The sequence below is a fragment of the Saccharothrix sp. CCNWYY140 genome, from assembly GCF_037401995.1.
Lineage (GTDB): Bacteria > Actinomycetota > Actinomycetes > Mycobacteriales > Pseudonocardiaceae > Actinosynnema.
The window spans coordinates 32,920-55,708 of sequence record NZ_JBBEGC010000018.1 but is presented as its reverse complement, the minus strand read 5'-3'; the positions used below and the strand labels follow the sequence as shown (position 1 = coordinate 55,708).

15 protein-coding genes and 1 pseudogene are annotated in these 22,789 nt (G+C 69.2%); 6 read left to right on the top strand and 10 right to left on the bottom strand.

Translation table 11 applies throughout. The annotated features are described in order from the left end of the window. Positions 1–65: 65 nt before the first annotated feature. Both WBN91_RS12115 and WBN91_RS12110 read right to left on the bottom strand, forming a co-directional pair. Positions 66–1,667 (bottom strand): SulP family inorganic anion transporter, encoded by a 1,602-nt coding sequence (locus WBN91_RS12115; RefSeq protein ID WP_337724006.1) that lies wholly within the window; start codon positions 1,665–1,667, stop codon positions 66–68. Beyond that, the gene (locus WBN91_RS12110; protein WP_337724007.1) at positions 1,664–1,999 is read right to left on the bottom strand and encodes an ArsR/SmtB family transcription factor; all 336 of its coding nucleotides are present in this window, start codon (positions 1,997–1,999) and stop codon (positions 1,664–1,666) included. Before WBN91_RS12110 ends, WBN91_RS12115 begins: the two co-directional genes overlap by 4 nt. A gap of 305 nt (positions 2,000–2,304) precedes the next feature. Between WBN91_RS12110 and WBN91_RS12105 the strand changes: the two genes are divergently transcribed. Then, the gene (locus WBN91_RS12105; RefSeq protein ID WP_337724008.1) at positions 2,305–2,964 is read left to right on the top strand and encodes a response regulator transcription factor; all 660 of its coding nucleotides are present in this window, start codon (positions 2,305–2,307) and stop codon (positions 2,962–2,964) included. Positions 2,965–3,094: 130 nt separating this feature from the next. On the opposite strand, the gene WBN91_RS12100 is transcribed toward WBN91_RS12105, so the two are convergent. Further along, positions 3,095–3,232: a hypothetical protein gene (locus WBN91_RS12100; RefSeq protein WP_337724009.1), complete on the bottom strand. Its 138-nt coding sequence runs from the start codon at positions 3,230–3,232 to the stop codon at positions 3,095–3,097. A gap of 103 nt (positions 3,233–3,335) precedes the next feature. Continuing rightward, positions 3,336–3,728 (bottom strand): annotated as a pseudogene (locus WBN91_RS39155) (universal stress protein); the annotation flags it as partial. Positions 3,729–3,868: 140 nt separating this feature from the next. Between WBN91_RS39155 and WBN91_RS12095 the strand changes: the two are divergent. Next, a complete protein-coding gene (locus tag WBN91_RS12095; protein WP_337724010.1) occupies positions 3,869–5,593 on the top strand; it encodes a cellulase family glycosylhydrolase in 1,725 nt (574 codons plus the stop codon). Between the two features lie 74 nt (positions 5,594–5,667). Here WBN91_RS12095 and WBN91_RS12090 read toward each other — a convergent pair whose 3' ends face one another. Continuing rightward, entirely contained in the window at positions 5,668–7,158 is a 1,491-nt protein-coding gene (locus WBN91_RS12090) for a cellulase family glycosylhydrolase (protein WP_337724011.1), read from the bottom strand. A 404-nt stretch (positions 7,159–7,562) separates the two neighbouring features. Between WBN91_RS12090 and WBN91_RS12085 the strand changes: the two genes are divergently transcribed. Together WBN91_RS12085 and WBN91_RS12080 are read left to right on the top strand one after the other, a co-directional pair. Next, positions 7,563–8,960 (top strand): family 43 glycosylhydrolase, encoded by a 1,398-nt coding sequence (locus WBN91_RS12085; protein ID WP_337724012.1) that lies wholly within the window; start codon positions 7,563–7,565, stop codon positions 8,958–8,960. A gap of 17 nt (positions 8,961–8,977) precedes the next feature. Next, on the top strand, positions 8,978–10,429 hold the full coding sequence (locus tag WBN91_RS12080; protein ID WP_337724013.1) for a glycoside hydrolase family 43 protein: 1,452 nt from the start codon (positions 8,978–8,980) through the stop codon (positions 10,427–10,429). Positions 10,430–10,487: 58 nt separating this feature from the next. Here WBN91_RS12080 and WBN91_RS12075 read toward each other — a convergent pair whose 3' ends face one another. Genes WBN91_RS12075 through WBN91_RS12065 form a run of 3 tightly spaced genes read right to left on the bottom strand, consistent with a single transcriptional unit; the run spans position 10,488 to position 15,810 of the window. Continuing rightward, the gene (locus WBN91_RS12075) at positions 10,488–12,398 is read right to left on the bottom strand and encodes an alpha-L-fucosidase (protein ID WP_337724014.1); all 1,911 of its coding nucleotides are present in this window, start codon (positions 12,396–12,398) and stop codon (positions 10,488–10,490) included. A gap of 33 nt (positions 12,399–12,431) precedes the next feature. Then, the gene (locus WBN91_RS12070; RefSeq protein ID WP_337724016.1) at positions 12,432–14,495 is read right to left on the bottom strand and encodes a family 43 glycosylhydrolase; all 2,064 of its coding nucleotides are present in this window, start codon (positions 14,493–14,495) and stop codon (positions 12,432–12,434) included. 40 nt (positions 14,496–14,535) lie between these two features. Beyond that, the gene (locus WBN91_RS12065) at positions 14,536–15,810 is read right to left on the bottom strand and encodes an RICIN domain-containing protein (RefSeq protein WP_337724017.1); all 1,275 of its coding nucleotides are present in this window, start codon (positions 15,808–15,810) and stop codon (positions 14,536–14,538) included. 582 nt (positions 15,811–16,392) lie between these two features. Between WBN91_RS12065 and WBN91_RS12060 the strand changes: the two genes are divergently transcribed. After that, positions 16,393–19,491, top strand: coding sequence for an RICIN domain-containing protein (locus WBN91_RS12060; protein WP_337724018.1), 3,099 nt, complete (start codon positions 16,393–16,395; stop codon positions 19,489–19,491). Between the two features lie 143 nt (positions 19,492–19,634). Here the strand turns inward: WBN91_RS12060 and WBN91_RS12055 are convergent, their stop codons facing one another. Beyond that, entirely contained in the window at positions 19,635–19,979 is a 345-nt protein-coding gene (locus WBN91_RS12055) for an L-rhamnose mutarotase (RefSeq protein ID WP_337724019.1), read from the bottom strand. Between the two features lie 90 nt (positions 19,980–20,069). Here WBN91_RS12055 and WBN91_RS12050 point away from each other — a divergent pair, with 90 nt between their 5' ends. After that, a complete protein-coding gene (locus tag WBN91_RS12050; protein ID WP_337724020.1) occupies positions 20,070–21,446 on the top strand; it encodes a leucine-rich repeat protein in 1,377 nt (458 codons plus the stop codon). 5 nt (positions 21,447–21,451) lie between these two features. Here WBN91_RS12050 and WBN91_RS12045 read toward each other — a convergent pair whose 3' ends face one another. Then, positions 21,452–22,771, bottom strand: a complete 1,320-nt coding sequence (locus tag WBN91_RS12045) for an SLC13 family permease (RefSeq protein WP_337724022.1) — start codon at positions 22,769–22,771, stop codon at positions 21,452–21,454. Positions 22,772–22,789: the final 18 nt, after the last annotated feature.

The window sequence follows — 22,789 nt, the reverse complement described above, 5'->3', positions numbered from 1 at the left end:
CGCACACGAGAACCGAGATCCACCCGGACTGCAACGCAGAACTGCGGCTCCGCCGAGACTTGTGGTCAGGGCAGGAGGTCGCGTTCCTCCAGCAGGGCACGGGCGTGGTTGATGGCGTCTGGGGTGTGGTCGAAGGTGTGGACGTCCAGTGTGGCCAGTGCGCGACGGTGTTCCTCGCGCACGCCGGACATCAGGACCGTGATGCCCCGGTGTTCCAAGCGGCGCACGGCGTCGCGGAGCACGTGCACGCCCGTGGCGTCGATCGCGGACACGCGGGACATCCGGAGGATCACCACCGACACGGGCGCGATCTCGGTCAGCTCCAGCAGGAATCGGTGGGCGGCGGCGAACAGCAGTGGCCCGTCCAGGCGGTAGGCGACGATGTGTTGAGCCAGCAGTGCCCGTTCCTCCTCGCGGTGGTCGCCGGGCTCCAGCGGCACCTCCTCCAGCCGTGCCGTCCGGGAAACCGCCCGCAGCGCGAATACCCCCGCCAAGACCAGGCCGACGATCACGGCGGTGACCAGGTCCAGCGCGAGCGTGGCCACGGCGGTCAGCGCGAGCACGGCCGCATCGGAACGTCCCGAGCGCACCAACGCGCGCACGGAACCGACCTCGATCATCCGGACCGCCGTGGCCAGCAGGACACCGGCCAGCACCGCGAGCGGCACCTGCGCCACCCACGGCGCGGCGACCAGCACGATCACCAGCAGCACCAGTGCGTGGGTCAGGGCCGCCAGCCGCGAAGTCGCGCCGGAACGCACGTTGACCGCGGTGCGCGCGATGGCCGCCGTGGCGGGCACCCCGCCGAACAGCGGTACCACCAGGTTCGCGAGACCCTGCCCGAACAGCTCGCGATCCGGGTCGTGCCGCTGGTTGACGCTCATCCCGTCCGCCACCGCCGCCGACAGCAAGCTCTCCAACGCCGCCAACGCGGCCACCGCCACCGCCGAAGGCAGCAGCGACCACACCGCCCCCAAGTCCAGGAACCCGAACGAAGGCGCAGGCAGCGAAGCCGGCAACTCGCCGATACGCGCCACCGGGAGCCACTGCGCAGCCAACGTGCCCACGACCACCGCGGGCAACGAGAACGGCACCCCAGGCCGCCACCGCGCACCTGCCAGCACCACCAAGGCGACCCCGCCGGCCAGCGCGACGGCCTCCCAACGCGGCGCCGCCGCGAACTCGGACACCGCCGCGACAACCGCCCGCACCACGTGGTCCTCCGCAGGCGCGGGAACACCCAACGCGGCCGGGACCTGCTGCAACGCGATCACGGCCGCGATACCGATGGTGAAACCCTCCACCACCGGCACGGGCACGTACCGCATGTAACGCCCGGCCCGTGCGACCGCGAGCACCACCAAGAGCACACCCGCGAGCAGCCCGACCGTGAGCACCCCGTCCACGCCGTACCGGGCCACGATCGGCACCAACACCACCGTCATGGCACCGGTCGGCCCGGACACCTGGAGGCTGGAACCCCCGAACACCGCCGCCAACGCACCCGCCACCACCGCGGTGACCAGCCCGGACGCCGCACCGAGCCCCGACGCGACCCCGAAGCCCAGCGCGAGCGGCAACGCCACCACCGCCACCGTCACCCCGGCGAGCAGGTCCCGGCGGGTCGCGCCGACCCAGTCCGCCCGGACCGGCAGGAACCCCGTCACGCCCGCTCCTCGGCGCGCAGCATCGCGAGCAACTCGTTCTGCCCGTCGAGCAGCCCGGTCAGCACCTTCCGCGCCACCCGCAGCAGCTCGCCGACGTCGTCGCTGGTCAGGGCGTAGACGACGGTCGTGCCCTCCCGGTTGGCCCGCACCACCCCCGACCGGCGCAGCACCGCCAGCTGCGCCGACAGGCTGGACGCCTCGATCCCGATGTCGGCGAGCAGGTCGCGCACCGGCTTGGGTCCGTCCTGGAGCAACTCCAGCACCCTGATCCGCACGGGGTGCCCGAGGATCCGGAAGAACTCGGCCTTGGCCTCGTGCAGCGGGAGGGGCACGCCCACCTCCGACAGTTGTGGAGTTGAAAACTTCTTCAACTCTACAACCCCGCGCGGGCCGCGCTGGTACCACACGGCGGAGCAGAGTCGTGCGACTCCACCGGACGCGCCGACGCCCCGCCTCCCCGAGGAGGCGGGGCCGGCCCTGCGGCGCTCGGGCTGCGGCGCGCCGAGCACCGGAACAGGCGGCCCGGAGGCGCCCGATCCCGGCTCGCGCGCCCAGCCCCCGCACCAGGGACCTTCTACCCTGTTCGGTGACACGTCCGGCCGGGGAGAGTCGGGTCCATGCGGCAGAGGTGGGTGCGGTGACGGCGAAGGTGTTCCTGGTCGACGACCACGAGGTGGTCCGCGTCGGGGTCAGGGAACTGCTCAACAGCTCCGACGACCTGGAGGTGGTCGGCGAGGCCGGCTCGGTCGCCGAGGCGCTGACGCGGGTGCCGGGCAGCGGCGCGGAGGTCGCGGTGCTCGACGTGCGGCTGCCCGACGGCAACGGCATCGAGCTGTGCCGCGAGCTGCGCTCCCGCCTGCCCGAGCTGAACTGCCTGATGCTCACCTCGTTCACCGACGACGAAGCCCTCTTCGACGCCATCATGGCCGGCGCCTCGGGCTTCGTCCTCAAGCGCATCGTGGGCAACGACCTGGTCAACGCCGTGCGCACGGTCGCCGGCGGCGGCTCGCTGCTGGACGCCCGCTCCACCACGGCCCTGCTCAACCGCATCCGCCGGGAGCGCGAGGAGGGCGACCCGGTCCGGACGCTGACCGACCAGGAGCGCACCGTCCTCGACCTCATCGGCCAGGGCCTGACCAACCGGCAGATCGCCGAGCAGATGTTCCTGGCCGAGAAGACGGTCAAGAACTACGTCTCCCACCTGCTGGCCAAGCTCGGCCTCGAACGCCGCACCCAAGCCGCCGTCATGGCCACCAAACTCCGCAAGCCCCACCCGTCGACGTCGGAAGACGGCTAGTCGGTCCGGGTGGTGTGGCCGGGTTCCCTCCGCCAAGGGAACCCGGCCACAGCCCCGTGTTCAGCCGTGGCCGGCATCCGGAAACCGCACCCCGACCACGCCGGCCCCCGGGTCATGACGTCCCGAGCCCTCATCGCGCGCCCTCCCCGACCCGTGCGCCGTTGTGCGGCGCCTCCGAAGCCGCCGGCGGGGGCAGGACCACGACCGGCGCGGTCGCGTGCCGCACGCAGTGCGCGGTGGTGCTGCCCAGGACGATCCGGCGCAGCACGCCGCCGGTGTGGGCGGCGACGACCAGCAGCGCCGCGCGACTGCTCCTCCAGCACCTCGGCGGCCGACGACCCGCGCACGCACTTGCGGATGATCCGCGGGAACGTCTCCCGGCCGACCGCCACCTCCCGCAACGCGGTCTCCACGGTCGCCTCGTCGGCCGGACCAGCTCGCGCACCACGACGACTCGGCCGTCGGCCAGCAACGTGCACGACCTCCACCGCACACCCACGCCGCTCGCCCTCCTCCACGGCCCACCGCACCGCGACACGACTCGCCGGCGACCCGTCCACACCCACGACGACGGTCTGGTCGATCTCTCCTCCTCGATTCGTCTGCTCCGAGCCTCCCGCCGCGCGGGCCGGGCGATCGGCCGGAGACGCCGCCCAGCACCGCTTCTGCGGCGTCCATACCGACGAGCCTCCGCGCCGCCAGTCAGCCACGGCAGTGCGCTTGGCCTCCTCCCGCCGGTGCCCTAGGTCCCGGCCACACTGCATCGAAGCGCTTAGACTTCGGACCGGCCGCAGGATCATCGGACCATCGCGCCGCCGCAAGCGATCTCGTTTGGCGGCAACAGGTTGACACACCCGAAGTCGTCGTCGACGGTTGGTGAAGCGCTTCGACGGAAGGATGGAAGATGACCGAAGCACACCGGACCGGGAGAAGCCGCCGCTGGGCGGCCCTGGGGCTGGCGTTGCTCACCGCGGCGGGTCTGGCCACCGGTCCCGCGTCGGCCGAGCCCGAACCCGCCGCGAGCCACGTCCCCGGCACCGCGCAGGGCGTGATGGCGGCGATGCAACCCAGCTGGAACCTGGGCAACTCCCTGGACGCCATCCCGAACGAGACCGCCTGGGGCAACCCGCCCGCCACCAAGGCGCTGTTCGACGCGATCCGCGCGAAGGGCTTCCGCAGCGTCCGCATCCCGGTGACCTGGAGCAACGCCCAGTCCACCACCGCCCCCTACACCATCGACCCGGCCTACCTGGCCCGCGTCGAGGAGGTCGTGGAGGCCGCGCTGGCCGCCGGGCACTACGTGGTGCTCAACGTGCACCACGACTCGTGGCAGTGGATCTCGAAGATGGCCGACGACCACGACGCCGTCCGCGCGCGGTTCGACTCGACGTGGCAGCAGATCGCCACGACGTTCCGCGACGCGCCGCGCCGCCTGCTGTTCGAGAGCGTCAACGAGCCGCAGTTCGACAACGCCACCGACGCCCAGAAGAAGCAGTTCCTGGACGAGCTGAACACGTCCTTCCACACCCTCGTGCGCGGCTCCGGCGGCGGCAACGCAACCCGCGTGCTCGTCCTGCCGACCCTGGGCACCACCCCGAGCCAGACCCTCATGGAGGACCTGCTCGCCACCATCGAACGGCTGCGCGACCCCCAGCTGGCCGCGACCGTCCACTTCTACGGGTTCTGGCCGTTCAGCGTGAACATCGCGGGCTTCACCCGGTTCGAGGAGACCAGCCGCAAGGACCTCCTGGACACCTTCGCGCGGATCCGCGACAACTTCGGGGCCAGGGGCATCCCGGTCTACCTCGGCGAGTACGGCCTGCTGTCCTACCCGGACTACACGAAGCCCGCGGCCCCGGTGCAGCGCGGCGAGATGCACAAGTACTTCGAACTGCTCGGTCACCAGGCCCGGATCAGCGGTGTCACCACCGCCCTGTGGGACGCCGGCTCCTTCATCCACCGCGAGACCCTCCAGTGGCGTGAGAAGGACCTGATCGAGCTGATCCGGGCGAGTTGGCGGACCCGGTCCGGCACGGCGTCCTCCGACCAGGTGTTCGTGCCGAAGTCCGCGCCGATCACCGACCACTCCCTCACCCTCGAACGCAACGGCACCGTGTTCCGGGGGCTGTGGCACGGCGACACCCGACTGGTCGCCGGCCGCGACTACACCGTGTCCGGCGACCGGCTCACGATCAAGGCCGCCGCGCTGACCAGGCTGGTCGGCGACCGCGCCCACGGCGTCAACGCCACCCTCCAGGCCCGGTTCTCCGCGGGCGTGCCGTGGCCGATCGACGTGATCACCCACGACCTGCCCGTCCAGTCCGACGCCACCGGCACCACGGACGCCTTCGCCATCCCCACCCGGTTCCACGGTGACGTGCTGGCCACCATGCAGGCCCGCTACGCGGACGGCAGCAACGCCGGCACCGCCACCTGGACCCCGTACCAGGAGTTCCACCAGACCTTCTACCCGAAGTACGCCGACGGCACGCTGGTGCTGACCCCGGCCTTCCTCAACGCCCTCACCGACGGCGCCCCGGTGACGCTCACGTTCGACTTCTGGAGCGGCGCCGCCATCACCTACCACGTGACCAGGACCGGCACCACGGTGACCGGCACGACCTCCTGACCACGCCGAGCCGCCCCGACCACGATCAGGTCGGGGCGGCTCAGTGGTCGACGGGTCAGCGAGTGGGGTGGGGATCAGCGGGTGGCGTAGGGGTCCTGGGTGAGCAGGTGCGCCTTGAAGCCCTCGCCGATGCCGGGCTCGGGGGTGCCGGCCCAGTCCTTGATCAGCACCGCGCCGGTGGTGCAGCCCCACGGGGTCCAGGTCCACGCGAGGTAGCTGATGTCGTGCGCGTCGGCCCAGTCCATCAACCGGCCCATGTAGTCGAAGCCGCAGTTGTCCTGGCCGAACTCACCCAGCACGATCGGGACCTGCTGGGCGAGCGGGGCGATCTGGGTGTCCCAGCAGGACTCGGTGGCGCAGGCGTTGAAGCTGTAGGCGTGCCAGGAGGCGGCGATGTTGTTCCGCGGGTCGACCGGCTTGTGCGTCAGCCACTCCCGCATGTCGTTCGCCCACTCCAGGCCGCCCAGCATCAGGACGTTGGTCGCACCGGTGGCGCGCACCGCGTCCACCAGGTCCTGCATGCCCGCGGTCTCGTAGGGCAGGCCGGTGCAGGTGCCGCCGTCACGCCAGCACTGCCAGCCCACCGCCTTGTTCCAGTCGGCGGCCATCTCCGGGTACGGCTCGTTGAAGAGGTCGAAGACCACGGCGTCGTTGCCCTTGAACGTGGTGGCGACGCTGCTCCAGAACTGCGGGGCGTACCGCGCGTCCGGCATGGGCTTCTGGCACACCGCGTGCTCGTCCTTGCAGTGCCAGTCCGGGCTGTTGGTGTACGCGCCCCAGGTCCAGTGCAGGTCGAGGATCACGTTGATCCCGTTGTCCACCAACAGGTCCACGTAGTCCTTGACGGCCTGCTGGTAGGTGGCGCCGCCGGGCGAGCCGTGGACGCCCAGCCAGCACTCCTCGTTCAACGGGATCCGCACCGCGTGGATGTTCCAGGTCTTCATGGCGTCCACGGACGCCTGGTCCACCGGACCGCCGTCCCACATGCCCTTGCCCTGCACGCACGCGAACTCGCTGCTGGAACGGCTCACACCCAGTAACCGGTACGGCTCGTTGTCTGCGGTGACCAGCGCGTTGCCGGAGACGCGCAGCTCCGGCGCCGGTTCGTCGACCGGCGGGGTGCTGGTCGTGGTGGTGGTGGTCGTCGTCGGGATGGTGCCGGTGCAGGCGGTCCCGTTGAGCTTGAACGACGTCGGCACCGGGTTCGCCTCACCCCACGAGCCCACGAACCCGACGGACGTGGACGCCCCCGTGCCCAGCGACCCGTTCCAGTTCATGCTCGCCACCGACACCCGCGTGCCGGACTGGGTCCAGGTGGCACTCCACCCCTGGTTGACCTTCTGGTCGGTCTTCGGGAAGTCGAACTCCGCCGTCCAGCTCGACACCGGATCGCCGAGGTTGGTGATCGCCACGTCCGCGGTGAAGCCGCCCGGCCATTGGCTCTGGACCGTGTACGTGACCGAGCAGCCCGCCGCCGCCGAGGCGGGAAGGGTCGTCGTCGCGAGGCCGGCCAGAACCAGCGCGCCGGCGGCACCGACGGCGAGCACTGCCTGACGATGTCGCATCTGCACTCCTCGTGTTCGTGGAAGATCGACGTCAAGCGCTGAGCGGAGGACCGACCCCCGGCGCACGACGACAGCTCGTGTCGAAGCGGTTCGACACAGCTCCCCAGCCTATTGATCAGAAGTGAGCGCTGGCAATGGTCAGCGGCTGTCGAATCGATTCGACGAATGCGCGCTCCCGTTCGTCGAACGCACTCGATCGCCCACGTGACCCATTGACGCCCGAGTCGAGGTCATGTTCTCATTCAACCCGCCGAAAGTTAGCGCTAACAATTGCGTAGCCCCGATCCGACCTGCTGAGACAAGCGAACAAGGGAGCAAGTAGGCAAGTAGTCAGCCCGCGATGTTAGCGCTCACTTCGAGATTCCCACGACTGTCGCCCCGCTCAACGGAGATCGGAGCACATCATGAACCGACGAGCACGGCTGCTCGCGGTGTCCTCCCTCGTCCTGGCCTCGACGTTCACCCTGCCCGCCGTCCCGGCGTCCGCGGCCACCCTGCCCACCGGGGCACGATCCCTGGAGGCGGTGAACTACCCCGGCCGGTACCTCCGCCACGCCGACTACCTGGGCCGGCTCGACGCCGTGACCTCGGGCAGCTCGGCGCAGATCAAGTCCGACGCCACCTTCACCGTCGTCAACGGCCTGGCGTCACCGACGTGCTATTCCTTCCAAGCGGCCAACGGGATGTTCCTCCGGCACTACGACTACCGCATCCGCTTGGAGGCCAACACCGGCACACCGACGTTCCGCGAGGACGCGACGTTCTGCCCCGTGGACGGTTCGGTGGCGGGCTCGGTGTCCCTGGTGTCGTTCAACTACCCCGACCGGCGGTTGCGGCACAAGAACTTCGAGCTGTGGCTGGACGTCTACGAGAACACCGACCGGTTCCGCGCGGACAGTTCCTTCCGGCTCACCGCGCCCTGGACGCCGAAGACCACCAAGGGACCGGTCATCCCAGGGCTGTTCGCCGACCCGCACATCGCCCACTTCAACGGTCGGTACTACCTGTACCCGACCACGGACGGCTACGAGGGCTGGGCCGCCCCCTACTACAAGGCTTTCTCCTCGACCGACCTGGTGAACTGGACCGACCACGGCGTCATCCTCGACCACCGGCCGGACGTGTCCTGGGCGGACAACTCGGCGTGGGCGCCGGCGGTCGTGGCCAAGAACGGCCGCTACTACCTGTACTTCAGCGGCGGCGCGGCCTCGGGTGACACCCGCAAGCACCTCGGTGTCGCCGTGTCCGACTCCCCCACCGGGCCGTTCCGCGACGCCCTGGGCGCACCGCTGGTCCGGGGCGGCACCTACCCGGGGCAGGCCATCGACCCGATGGTGTTCACCGACGACAACGGCCAGTCCTACCTGTACTGGGGCAACGGCGCCGCGCACGTGGTGCCGTTGAACGCCGACATGGTGTCCTTCGACCCCGCAGCCGTCCGCACCATCACCACGACCGGGTTCCGCGAGGCGTCGTTCGTGCTCAAGCGCAACGGCACCTACTACTTCATGTGGTCGGAGAACGACACCCGCGACGAGAACTACCAGGTCGCCTACGCCACCGGTCCCTCACCGGTCGGCCCGTGGACCAAACGCGGTGTGGTGCTCCAGAAGCGCCTGGACCTCAGCATCAAGGGACCGGGCCACCACTCCGTGGTCCAAGTGCCGGGAACGGACACCTGGCACATCGCCTACCACCGCTTCGCCGTGCCTGGGGGCAGTGGCACGAACCGCGAGGTCACCGTCGACCGCATGGTCTTCAACGCCGACGGCACCATCGCCCCGGTTGTCCCCACCCTGTGAATCGGAGGAGAAAGACCGTGCAACGAACCCTGTCGCGCATAGGTGCGACCCTGCTCACGGCGTTGCTGTTGCTCACCGCCCACGTCCTGGTCGCCGTGGACCGGGCGTCGGCCGCCGACCCGTCCACCGGCTACCTCATGGTGCACTTCACCGGTGAGACCGCGATCGGGGAGCAGATCTACTTCGCGCACAGCAAGGACGGCCTGCACTGGACCGACCTGAACCAGGGCGCCCCGGTGCTGCTGTCCACTGTGGGCACCAAGGGCGTGCGCGACCCCGCGATCGTCCGCTCCCCCAGCGGTGACCGGTACTGGATCGTCGCGACCGACCTGCGCATCGCCAGTGGCGGGTCGTGGGACGACGCGGTCCACCGCGGCAGCACCTCGCTGGTCGTCTGGGAGTCCAGGGACCTGGTGAACTGGTCCGCGCCCCGGATGCTCAACGTGGCCGGCTCCATCACGGGCGCGGGCAGCGCGTGGGCGCCCGAAGCGATCTACGACCCGGCCAGCGGTGACTACATCCTCTACTGGGCGACGAACACGACCCTCAACGGCGTCAAGAAGCACCGGATCTACTACGTGCGGACGCGGGACTTCGTGACGTTCAGCGCTCCGCAGCTCTACATCGACCGGCCCGGCGGGCAGAACATCATCGACACCCAGATCGTCGAGTCGCCCACCAGCGTCGGCGGCTTCCGCTACTACCGGGCCTCCGCCGACGGACAGATCACCATCGAGGCCGCCAACTCGCTCCTCGGTTCGTGGACGCGGATCGGCGACCTGTCGCACATGGGCATCTCCAACGGCGCCACCGGCGGCAACGTCGTCGAGGGTCCGATGTGGATGCCGTTCAACGGGCGCACCGAGTGGGCGCTGTGGCTGGACCAGTTCAAGACCGGCCGCGGGTACATGCCGATCACGTCCACCAACCTCGGCAGCACCAGCAACTTCCGGACCGTGTCGGACTACTCGGTCGGCACCAACCGCAAGCGCCACGGCGGCATCATGAGCCTCACGGCCGCCGAGGAGAGCCGCGTCCTGGGCAAGTACGGCGTGTCCCGGCCGATCAACCGCCTCCAGTCCTTCAACTTCCCGGACCGCTACATCCGGCACGCCGACTTCGACGTGCGCATCGACGCCGGCGTGAGCCCGATCCAGGACTCCCAGTTCCGGATCGTGCCCGGCCTGGCCGACTCCTCGGCCGTGTCGATCCAGTCGGTCAACTACCCCGGCTACTACCTCCGGCACATCAACTACGACTTCGTGCTCGCACCTTATGACGGCACGGCCCAGTTCGCGGCGGACGCGACCTTCCGCCAGGTGGCTGGGTTGGCATCGTCGTCGTCGGCCTCCTTCCAGTCCTACAACCACCCCGACCGCTACCTCCGCCACTACGCCTACCAGCTGAGGCTCGACCCGATCACCACGTCGATCGCCCGCAGCGACGCCACCTTCACCGTGACGAGCTGACCGAACGCGAAGAGGGGGTGGGCGCTGTGCCCACCCCCTCTTCGCGTGTCCGGGTCCGTCAGGACGGGATCAGCCGCCACTGCTGGTGGCCGCCACCGTTGTGGTCCCACTGGTCGAGGACGGTGCCGTTCGCGGTGGACGCGTCGGGGACCTCCAGCACCCGTTGGCTGAGCCGGTTGGTGAGCAGGTAGTGCCCGTCACCGGTCGGTGTCACGGCCCAGTGCTGCTGGTGGACGTTGGCGTCGCCCCAGATGTTCATGGTCCCGCCGTTGAACCGGTTCCGGCCGCCGACCTCCAGCAGCTTGCCGCTGTTCTGGTCGCGGATCTTGAAGTAGCCGTCCCCGGTGGAGATGAAGGTCCACTTCTGCCACGGGTGGTTCAGCCACTGCCACTGCGCCACCGGGGTGTTGTTCGCCGTGCCGCCCGACCGCACGTCGAGCACCTTCCCGCTGTTCCGGGACTCGATGCGGTAGACCGTGTTCGCCACCGGGAACCGCGAGACCAGCTGGGGACGGGCGCTGCGGCCCCCGATGTGCACGCCGTTGATGTTGGCGTACCCACCCGAAGCGGCGGTGACGGTGATGCGCACGAAGCCGACGTCGCGGTTGGCCCACTCGGCGAGCTTGAGCCGCGCGTTCGCCGCCCAGTTCACGGTGGCCACCGTGGTGAAGGTGACGCCGTCGGTGCTGGTGGCGATGGTGGCCGCGGTGATGTCCCCATCGGTCGAATTCGTGCGGTTCCACTGCTTCGGCAGGTATTCCAGCGTGGAGACGTTGCTCCACACCCCGCCCAGGTCGATGGTGATGGTCTGCGGCAGCGTGCGGCCCCCGCCCCAAGTCGACCAGCACGTCTCGAAGTCGCGGTCGCTGCGGTTGTCGATCGCGTGGTACGCGAACTCCCCGGGGTTGTAGGAGGACGCGTAGGCCGCCACCGCGTTCACCGGCCACTCGACCCGCAGCGGCTGGGCCGGCAGCGGCGGGCGTGACGGGTTCGGGCTCCAGGCCGCGCCGACCTGCGCGAGCCGGTCGACGATGTTGGTGTCGAGCCGGCCGTTCCGGTTGGGTGGGCAGTTCAGCAGGTACGAGGTGTACTTGGGCTCCAGGTCCCTGAGGTCGGCCACTATCGCGTCGACGCTGCGCGGCGCCTCCGTCGCCGTGTGCGGGTGCCAGAACCAGCCCCGGCTGATCGTCTCGCCCTGCATGCCCGCGAACGTGTTCCCCGCCGGCGCCCGGATGCCCAGCGGGGCCTCGAAGTAGATCGCGTCGCCGAGCCACGGCTGCACCAGGGCACCGTGGTCGACCAGCACGCAGTTCGGTTGCAGCGACTTCACCAGGTTGCGCACTTCCTGGTAGGAGATCTGCTGCTGACCCATCTGCCAGGCGTAGCCGTCGGTGATGAACACGTCGATGGTGCCGTAGTTCGTCAGCAGTTCGCGGATCTGGCCGAGCACCACTCTCATGTCACCCGGCTCGATGGCCTCGTACGGATCCTTGACGTGGTAGCCGCCGTACGCCTGGACGGTGTGCGTGCGGTCCCACACCGAGTAGTACAGCCCGACCCGCAGGCCGCGGGCGCGGAACGCGTCGACGTACTGGCGCACGACGTCCTGCTTGTAGCCCGAGTAGGCCACGTTCTGGGTGCCGAACGCCGTGGGCCACAAGGAGAACCCGTCGTGGTGCTTGGTGGTGAGCACGCCGTAGCTCATCTTCGCGGCGGCAGCGGCTGCCGCCCACTGCGCGCAGTCCACGGACGGCGGCGCGAATTTCAGCGGGCTCTGGCCGCCCGCCGCCCACTCCTCGTTGGTGAACGTGCCGAGGTTGAAGTGGTTGAACATGCCGAACCGCAGGTTGACCAGGTTCGCCAGGTCGGTCTGGGTGTCGGCGAAAGCCGCCGAGTGCCCGGTCAGGCCCGGCACCGCGGCCGATGCCGCCGCGATGCCGGTGGCCGCCAGGAAACCCCGGCGGGTCACTCCGGATGTGTGTGCCAATGTCGGTCACCGCTCCTATGAGGTGACGCGGTGGAAGGTCCACCGCTGGTTGGTTCCGCCGGTGTCGCGGTACTGGATCAGCGCGACACCGTCGGCGGTGCTGCCCCCGCTCACGTCGAGGACCTTGCCGCTGTGGCGGTTGACCACGGTGAACACGCCACCGGGTTGCGGGCGCAACTGCCACTGCTGGCTCGCCCGGCCATCACCGGTGGCCTGCACGACCCACGCGCCGTCCGCCAACGACGACCCCGCCACGTCGAGCACCTTGCCACTGGGCAAGCACGTGATGGTGCAGTAGCCGTCCACTGTGGACTGGAAGGTCCACTTCTGGTTGGTTCCGCCGGTGTCGGGCCACTGGATCACAGCGGCCCCGTCCGCTTTCGACCCACCGGAGACGTCGGCGACCTTGCCACTGCGCACGCTGACGCACTTGTATGCCCGGGTGGGTGCGATGGTGTACTGCACCGAGTCGAAGTCGACGTAGCCGGTGCCGTTGGGGTTGTAGGTGTAGAGGCCGACCCGGTCACCGCGGTAACCGCCCCACGTGAGCTGGTAGGTGCCGCCGAACGCGGTGAACGTGCTCCCGTCGAGGCTGTAGGAGAACCGGCTCACCCCGTTGACGTCCCAGGTGGTGCGGATCCACACCGCGTTCTGCGTGATCACCGGGCCGGTGGTCACGCTGCCGCCGACGTTGTGCGCGATCGTGGTCGTGGTCCCCGAACGCCGGACGCCCAACCCGGCGTAGGTCGCCGCGTAGTGGCACAACCCGGCGTGCTGGCCGTCCGCGAGACCGGCCAGTTCGAGGCGGACCGTGACCGTCGCGCCGCCCGCCGTGCGCAGCACGCGTTGGGTGAGCGTGTTCCCGGCCTTGGTCAGGTTGTCGGCCACCAGCGGCGCGAACGCCTTCAACCGCAGGAAACCGGGGCGTTCGGTCAGCGACCACCGGTCCGCGCGCGGCTGGTAGTGCCACTCCCACTGCGGTTTGAGGCGGGTGTCGGTGAACAGGTCGCTGGTCACCACCGGGGGCAGCGCGTCGACCGGCAGGCCGGGCGTGCCGCCGGCGGGCACCCGGCCCGTCCACACCGCGTTCCCGATGCCGTCCGCGCCGACCTCGCCCAGGATCGGCCAGCCGTCCACCCAGGTCACCGGCAGCAGGGACAGCACGCGGCCCTCCCACTTGCCGGTGCCGTGGTGGGTCACCCAGTGCCATCCGCCGTCCGGCGCCTGCACCAGCCCGCCCTGGTTGGGTTCGCGGTCCACCGAGGGCGAGACGTGCTGCAACTGCCTGGTCTCGAACGGGCCGTAGAGGCTGGGGCCGCGGTTCATCATGACCACGCGGCCCTCGGACTTCACCTCGCTGAACAGGTGGTAGTAGGTGCCGTCGATCTTGTAGAGCTTGTTGGCCTCGCTGCCCCGCGACTGGTGGATGACCGTCGACGGACCCACCAGCGACTTGCCGTCCGCGGACAGCTTGAACACGTGCACCTTGTAGGCGTCCGCATAGTGCGTGGTGACCAGGTAGCCCTGGCCGTCGTCGTCCCAGAACGGGCACACGTCGTTCCACCCGGTGGTACGCCACAGGGAGTGCAGCGGCTCCCACGGACCGGTCGGCGACGGGGCCGACGTCATGAAGAAGCCCTCGTCGGGCGTGTTGAAGTACACCCAGTACCGCCCGGCGTGGTGGCGGATGGACCCGGCCCACACGCCCCGGCCGTAGCGGTTCATCCGGTCCCAGTTCAGCTCCGGCCCGATGCGGGTGACGTCGTCGACCGCGCTGCCGATCGTCCGCCAGTTGACCAGGTCCTTGGAGTGCAGGACGGCCATGCCGGGCGAGTACCCGAACGTGCTGGTGATGCCGTAGTAGTCGGTGCCGACCCGGATGCAGTCCCAGTCGCTGAGGTCGGCCGGGATGATCGGGTTGGCGTAGGTTCCGTCGCCCTGGTCACCCCACGTCGCCGAGGTGAACGAGGCCGCCGCGAGGCCCGGTGGCAGCAGGCCGGGCAGGGCGAGCGCCCCGGTGCCGACCGCGGCGAGCCGGCCGAGCTGTCGCCTGGTGATGTCCACGATCGCGCCCTTCATCGGGAATCATGTGCAATGGCGGTTTCCCCCAGGCGATTCGTCACACGGACGTCTGGCGCCAACGCTGGTTCGCGCTGCCGGTGCAGGTCCACTGGATGAGCCGGGTCCCGGTGGCGGTGGCGGCGGAGGGGACGTCGAGGCACTTGCCGCTGGCGCGGTTGACCAGTGACACGGTGGTCGAGTCGATGGTGCGCACGGTCCACTGCTGGTTGGTGCCGCCGTGGCAACGCCACTGCACCACGTTCGCGCCGTTCGCGGTCGAACTGCCGGAGACGTCCAGGCACGACCCGGAGGCCCGGTTGATCACCTCGACGTAGCCGCCCGGCTTCGCGCGCAGCTGCCAGTGCTGGGACTCCGCGGTCGACGCGGTCGCCTGTTGGACCGCCGACCCCGAGGTGTCCAGGCGCAGACCGCTGTGCTGCGCGGTGTAGGTGGCGAACGGACCCACACCGCCCGCGGTCTGCACCACCGTGCGGATCGTGCCGTCGGGGTTGTGGAAGACCTTGTCCATCACGACCGACCTCTTGTAGCCGCTGCCGCCTTCGAGCGCGTTCTTGTGGTAGGCGACGTACCACTGCCCCTGGTACTCGAAGAGCGAGTGGTGGTTGGTGTTGACGTTGACGTAGTCCAGCAGCACACCGCGGTAGGTGAAGGGGCCGAGGGGTGACGTGCCGGTGGCGTAGTGGATCTGGCCCGGCCAGCCGGTCGAGTACGAGAAGTAGTAGGTGCCGCCGACCTTGTGCAGGTGCGGCGCCTCGCCGTACTTGGTCGCGCCGGTCAGGCCGACGTTGGTGATCGGCCCGGCCGTGGACGTCATGTCCGCGCCCAACCGCACCACCTTCGGGACACGGGTGCCGAAGTACATGTAGGACGAGCCGTCGTCGTCGGTGAAGATCATCGGGTCGATGGGCTCGTCACCCACGTTGGTGTCCCGCGCCTTGTCCACCAGCGCGCTGCCCCGCGCGTCGGTGAACGGACCGGTCGGCGACGACGAGACCGCCACACCGATCTTGGTCCGGTCCACGGGCAGGTAGAGGTAGTAGCGGCCGTTCCGCTCGGTAGCGCCCGGCGCCCACGCGTACCGGCTCGCCCAGGAGAAGCCCGAGATCGAGAAGATGTCGCCGTGGTCGGTCCAGTCCACCAGGTTCGACGACGAGTAGGACCGCCACGACTTGGAGTCCCAATAGGTGCCGCTGTTGGTCTGGTCGTCGGTCAGGTAGAGGTGCACCCGCCCGTTGAACACGTGCGCGGACGGGTCCGCCACGAAGCGGTCCGGGATGATCGGGTTCGCGGCGCTCGCTGACGGCGCTCCCACCACCAGGGACCCCGCGAGCAAACCGACGCCCAGGACGCCACGAAGAACACTTCGGCTTCCAGCACGACGTTTCCGCACCTGATGCACCGGCCACGCCAAGGCGTCCGTCCGGTCAACGCGTGAAGTCTCGATGGTGATCACTCCCAATCGGCGGTGTTCGGGTGTGTGTCCTTTGCGGACTCGAAGGTTCAGGCGCGCTCGACACGGCGCACTGGGCGCCGTGGGCGAGGTGGAGTGCGTTAACGCTAACAGTCATCGGGTCAATGCCCAAGCCCCGTTTGAGCGCTTGTCTCGCTTGGCTGGCACAAGTCGGCATCCGATCATGTGAGCGATAACAACTGCGGCCTGGCGAATGGTGGACAGCACCCGAACGACTCTTGCCGACCCCGAAAAAGTTGCGCTACGGTGCCAGCGACCGCACTCGCACCCCCGGTGCGGTCCACTGTGGACGCTGCCTGTCGCGCCACAGGTTCACGCACCCCCCAGCTGCCCCGACTCTCGGGCCTACCGTTGACATCGGACGTCATACGTCTTATGTTTCGACGGCTGTCCGATCGACGAAGATCGACGAGAGGAACCGGCGTGGTCTCCCCCCTCCCGGCCCGGCGAACGCTGTCGGCGTCCCTGGCCCTGACGTTGTCCGCGCTCGCGCTCGCCGGTCCCGCGCAGCCCGCGGCAGCCGCGACCCAGGCGACCTACTACGTGTCCCCGTCCGGCAGCGACACCAACGCCGGGACGATCACCGCCCCGTTCCGGACGGTGCAGCGCGCGCGGGACGTCGTCCGCACGGTCAACACGAGCATGACCGGCGACATCCAGGTGTACCTGCGCGGCGGGACCTACCCGGTGACCAGCACGATCGAATTCGGAACGATCGATTCGGGAACGAACGGTCACCGCGTGATCTATTCCGCCCACCCCGGTGAGACGCCGGTCCTCGACGGCGGCGTCCGGGTGACCGGGTGGACCCAGCACAGCGGGAACGTCTGGAAGGCCCCGCTCAGCCGCCCCAACAAGCTGCGCGCGCTCTACGTCAACGACAAGCGCGCACACATGGCCGCCAAGACGGTCACCTCCCTCGGCTGCCAGGGCACCTACACCGTCACCGCCGGGCAGGCGCCCTGGGCGTGGGAGTCCGGGTCGGAATGCGACGGGTCCCGGTACGCCCTGTCCGACGTGCCCGCCATCGCGGCGAACCAGGGCGACGTCGAGATCGAGACGGCCACGACCTGGACCACGGCCATCGTGGGCGTCCGGCAGATCACCACGACCCCCGATGGCGCCAACCGCGTCGCACTGTTCCAGCAGCCCGGCGCGGCCATCGCCCAGGGCGCGTACAACGGCGACTTCCAGTCCACCGGCACCCAGAAGATCATGAACGCCCGCGAGTTCCTGGACACCCCGGGCGAGTTCCACTTCGATCGCGCCAACCAGACGCTCTACTACTACAAGGCCGACACCGAGGACATGGCGACCGCGTCGGTCTGGGCGCCGAACAACGTGTCCACCGTGCTCAAGATCGCCGGGACCTCCACGTCAAGCCACGTCCACGACCTGACCTTCAGCGGCATCACGGTCCGGCACTCGGACTGGAACCTGTTCGACGTCGCCGGTTCGTCCTTCAAGCAGGCCCAGCAGGGCAACGGCGGCGACCGGTTCTACGGGAAGAAGAACTTCCACGCCTACTTCTACCGCAACATCGAGCTGCCGCCGGGAGCCGTGCAGCTGGAGAACGCGCACGGCATCGTGCTGGAGCGCAACAAGGTGCAGCACACCGGCGCGGACGGCATCACGCTGAACAACGACGTCCGGGACACGAAGTTGATCGGCAACCGCACCGACGACATCGCCGGGTCGGCCGTCAACGTCGGGCACCCGCAGCACATCTACATCGGCGACCACACCACCACGAACAACGAGAAGTACCCCGCCTCGGTCGAGGGCGTCTCCAAGAACATCGAGATCAAGAACAACTACCTGCACGACAGCGCGGTGCTGTTCAACGGCAGCAGCGCCGTGTCGGCCTACTTCGTCGACACGCTCTCGGTGCAGCACAACCTGATCGAGAAGGCGCCGTGGAACGGCATCACGGTCGGGTGGGGTTGGTGGAACTTCGACGGTTCCACGAACTCCATCGTGCCGAACACGCCGACCACCACGGCCAGGAACAACAACGTCAGCTACAACCACATCGTCGACGTCATGCAGCGCCTCGGCGACTCGGCCCCCATCTACACGCTCGGAAGCCAGCCCACCTCCACCATCAGCAACAACTACTTCCAGGGCGTTCCCGCCGGGCACAAGTACGGGATCCACCCCGACGAGGGCTCGGCGTACATCAACCACCATGACAACGTGCTGGACATCTCCCCCGATGTGGCCTACGCGATCAACTCGGGCACCTGGGGCCGCCAGCACGACCTGCGCATCACCAACACCTACGGCACGGTCGGCGAGATCGCGAACAAGAACGTCCCGAGCAGCACCATCGAGGACGTGCGCGTGTACCCGGACAAGGTCTGGCCGTCGGCGGCCTACCGGATCACCGTGGACTCCGGCCTGGAACCGGCGTACCGGGACCTCGCGCCCGGCGGCGCGTCCGCCCCGAACCGGGTGCTGCCCGCCTCGACCTTCAACGACACCGGCGCGTCGTCGATCCCGATCAGGACCGCCGGAGACGCGACCAAGACGGTCTGGCTGGCCCCGTCCGGCACGACCAGCTTCACCCCAGGCCCGACGATGACCAGGACGAGCGGCACCGCGACCACCATCGCCATCCCCGAGACGCCCGGCGACTACAAGCTCTATGTCGTGGACGCCCAGGGCAACCGGTCCCCGGAGTCGGCGTCGGTCGTGCGGCAGCAGTGGACCCACGTCGACGACAAGAACGCCGCCGTGCGGTACGCGGGCGCGTGGAACAACTGGACCGACAGCCGGGACTTCCACGGCTCCGAGAGCTACACCGTCCAGGCGGGCGCTTCCGCCGAGTACACGTTCACGGGCACCGGCGTCCAGTACCTCGGCATGACGCAACCCAACATGGGCAAGGTGGACGTCTACGTCGACGGCACGCTCGTGCAGGCCGACATCGACGCCTACGCGGCTTCCGTGACGAAGCAGGTCGTGCTGTTCCGCAAGACGGATCTGCCTGTCGGGTCGCACACGATCAAGGTCGTGTGCAAGGGCACGAAGAACCCGGCGGCCACCGGGTCCGTGTGCGCGCTGGACGCCTTCTCCAGCGTGGGCTTCGCGCGCAACGGTTACTACAAGATCGTGAACCGGAACAGCGGGCTGGCCGTGGACGTGACCTCCGGGTCCACTTCGGACGGTGCTCGGCTCATCCAGTGGGCTTATGGCAACGCCGACAACCAGAACTGGAGGTTCGAGCCCGTGAGCGGAGGCGCGTTCGAGATCTCCAGCCGGCGCAGTGGGAAGCTGATCGACGTCTACGAAGCTTCCACGGCGGACAACGCGGCCGTCGTGCAGTGGGCCGACCGTGACAGCGCCAACCAGCGCTGGCAGCTGGTCGACGCCGGGAACGGGTACAGCAAGTTGAGGAACGTCAACAGCGGCAAGGTTCTCGCGGTGTCCGGGTCATCCACGGCGGCGGGAGCCGGAATCGTGCAGACCACCGACACGGGCGCGGCCGGCCAGCAGTGGCAGATCGTCCGGGTGAGCTGACCGGAGGGGCGCGGCACCGGGGTTCCCGGGTGAGCTGACCGGAGGGGGCGCGGCACCCGGGGTTCTCCTGGGTGCCCCGCCTTCGTGCTCGGCTCGTTGGGGGTCGGCTCGGTTCGGCGAGAGTCGGCTCGGCGAGGGTCCGGTCAGGAAGCGGGGTCGTCCAGGTGCCAGACTTCCCGCATCGGGGCCCACCAGTGGCCGGAACCCTCCGGGGCCAGCGACTCCTGGCACGGGTCGGTGAAGGTCCACCACCGCTGGGTTTCCGGGTCGGCGGCGATGCGGACCTGGTCGGCGTCGTGGTCCTCGCCGATGTACTCGTAGTAGCCGAACAGCAGGTCACCGTGCAGGAAGATGGAGAAGTTGCGCACGTTGGCGTCGAGCAACGTCTTCTCGACAGCCGGCCACACGGCCGAGTGCAGCCGCAGGTACTCCTCGCGGCGCTCGGGGCGCAACCGGATCACCATGCCGTAGCGCTGGGGGCGGTTCATGCGGTTCTCCTGGGACGAAGTCGACCTTGTTGACACGACCACTGGATGTTAGCGTTCACATCCGCTATGAAGCGACACATCATCCTCGCCGTGGTAATCGTTCTCGCCGTCGCGGGCGCCGGAGCGGTCGTCCTCACCGCGGGCGGGAACTCCCCGCAGCCCCCAGCCGCCGCCGTCGACACCACCCGCGACTCCCCCGTCGCCGCACCGACCACCACGACGACGACCACCACCACGGTCACCACCACGACCACATCGTCGCAGCCTCGCGAGGACCGGACCGCCGATCCCGGCCCGGACCCGGTGTTCGCCAACGACCCCGACCTCAGCCGCGCCGACGGCTACAGCTACCGGCCGAGCAAGCCCGGCGACCACCGACTGCCCGCGGGAACCGTGGCGTTCCAGTACGACGTCACCGCCAACGCCCTCAAAGCCCGCCTGGCCGAACGCAAACCGGACCTGGCCAAGGCCACCGGGATCGCGCTGTACCTCATCGGCGGCACGGCGCTCTCCGACGGTGACCTCGCCGCGCTCCAGAACGTCCACCGCGACCTGGGCCTGACCACCCTCACCCGGCTCCACGTCTACAACCTGCGCAGTATCCAAGGTGGACGCGAGTGCACCCCCGCTTCCGGGCTGCCGTGCGCGGGTCAGCAGGCCCGCGGCGGGAAGTTCCCGTACCTGTGGCACAACGGCTGGTGGGACACCTGGGTCAAGCAGCTCGTCCTGGACGACCTGGACTCCGTGCCGGACGGCGCGTTCAGCAACCACAACTTCGGCGAGGTGAGCCTGCGCGGTGCCCGGTCGATCGGCGTCATGGCGTTCGGCCACGGCCCCTACGCCAAGCTGAGCGTCCTGTACCTGCCCAGCGCCGTGACGATCGCGCACGACGCCTTCCGCCGCAACCAGTACCTGGTCAAGGTGAACCTGCCGAACGCCACCCAGGTCGACGACTTCGCGTTCGACGACGCCTCCCGCCTCCAGTACTTCACGGCACCGCACCTGCGTCGGCTCGGCCGCAACGCGTTGAACGACAGCCACGAGCTGGTCGCGGTCAACCTGCCCGAACTGGAGTACCTGGGCATCAACTGCTTCGACCTGAACCACAAGCTCGTCAGCCTGCGCCTGCCCGCCCTCACCGAGATGGACAAGAACGCGGTCACCGGCTTCGCCAACCTGCGCCTGCTGCACGCACCCCGCCTGACCGCGGTCTGGCACAACGCCATCACCAACAACCCGAACCTGACCACAGTGGTCATCCCGAGCGTCACCCGGCTCGGGCCGGGCGCGATCCGCGGCAACCCGGCCCTCACCGAGGTGTACTTGGGTGCCACGCCACCGAGGCAGGAGGCCGACGTCTTCGCGGAAAGCCCGAAGGCGACGATCTACCACACGGGCGACCCGACGGCGTGGGCGAGCTTCACGCCGTCGGGCAACCCGGGACTAGCGGTCCGACCCCGGCCGTGACCGGCTCAGAACGACCCCGGTAGGACGAGCGCCGCCCACGCCGCGACCGGCCCGAGGGCGACGATCACGCAGGTGTAGGAGATGACCTGGCGGTAGAAGCGGGTGCGGTCGACGCCGCGGGCGTTGGCCAGGACCAGTGCCCCGTTGGTGGAGAACGGTGAGACGTCCACGATGGTGGTGGAGATGGCCATCGCGGCGACGACCCCGACGACCGGCAGGGAGCCGGTGAGCAGCAACGGGATCGCCATCGGGATGGTGGCGGTGAGGATCGCCGTCGACGAGGCGAACGCCGAGGTGACGCCGACCAGGACGCACAGCACGAGCGCCACCAGCAGCGGGGCGCCCAGGCCGACCGCGCCGTGGGCGACCCAGTCGATGGTGCCGGAGTGCTCCAGCACGCCCACGTAGGTCACCATGCCCGCGACCAGCAGGATCGTCGGCCAGCTGATGCCGTCGACGGCCTTGCCCAGGTTCTCGCGGTCGAGCACGGCCAGCACGGCGCCGGCGGCCAGCGCCAGGAAGCCGATCTGGAGGTGGAAGGCCAGTGCGCCGACCACGAGCACGACCAGCGCGGCGAGCGTGGCGCGCTGGTGCCAGGTCACCGTGGCCGTCTTGGGCTTGAGCGCGGTGGCGACCCCGCCCCCACCGGACACGCCGCGGGCCGGCCCACCACCGCTGGACGCGCCGCCGGTCGCGGTGTCGTCGGGGTGCTCGACGAAGCTCTCCTCACCACGCCGGCGCAGCAGCACGTAGGTGCCGGCGGCGAGCAGGAGGTTGAAGCCCATGCTGGCGAAGAACAACGCGGCGTGGGAGATCGTCAGACCGGACTTCAGCACGATCCCGTACACGAGCGCGCCGGACACCGCCATCGGGGAGAACGCGCCGGCGTGGGCGCCGCAGATCACCATCATGCCGATCATCAGCGGGCTGATGCGGTAGGTGAAGGCGAAGCTCATCCCGATCGGCACCAGCAGCGCGACGGCCGCCGGGGTGAAGGTGCCCAGCGCGGTCAGGGTGGCCGCGACGGCGAACAGCACCCACGGCACGAGGATCGCGCGGCCCCGCACGAGCTTGATCCCGCCCTGCACCAACAAGTCGATGGTGCCGTTCAGCTTGGCGACGGAGAACAGGTAGGTGACTCCGACGACGGTGATGAACAGGGAGACCGGGAATCCCTCGAAGATCTCCTTGTCCTCCAGGCCGAACACTAGCGTGCCGACCAGGAACGACGCGACCAGCGCGAGGATGCCGATGTTGATGGGCAGCACGGTGGCCACGGCGAACATGCCGGCCAGGACCAGGATCGCGATCACATGTGATGACATCATTGTCCTCTGCGGGGG

Bases quoted from the DNA above. Each gene is read 5' to 3' on its own strand.
- WBN91_RS12055 (WP_337724019.1), bottom strand. From the start codon at position 19,979: ATGAACCGCCCCCAGCGCTACGGCATGGTGATCCGGTTGCGCCCCGAG.
- WBN91_RS12045 (WP_337724022.1), bottom strand. From the start codon at position 22,771: ATGTCATCACATGTGATCGCGATCCTGGTCCTGGCCGGCATGTTCGCC.
- WBN91_RS12090 (WP_337724011.1), bottom strand. From the start codon at position 7,158: ATGCGACATCGTCAGGCAGTGCTCGCCGTCGGTGCCGCCGGCGCGCTG.
- WBN91_RS12095 (WP_337724010.1), top strand. From the start codon at position 3,869: ATGACCGAAGCACACCGGACCGGGAGAAGCCGCCGCTGGGCGGCCCTG.
- WBN91_RS12070 (WP_337724016.1), bottom strand. From the start codon at position 14,495: ATGAAGGGCGCGATCGTGGACATCACCAGGCGACAGCTCGGCCGGCTC.
- WBN91_RS12085 (WP_337724012.1), top strand. From the start codon at position 7,563: ATGAACCGACGAGCACGGCTGCTCGCGGTGTCCTCCCTCGTCCTGGCC.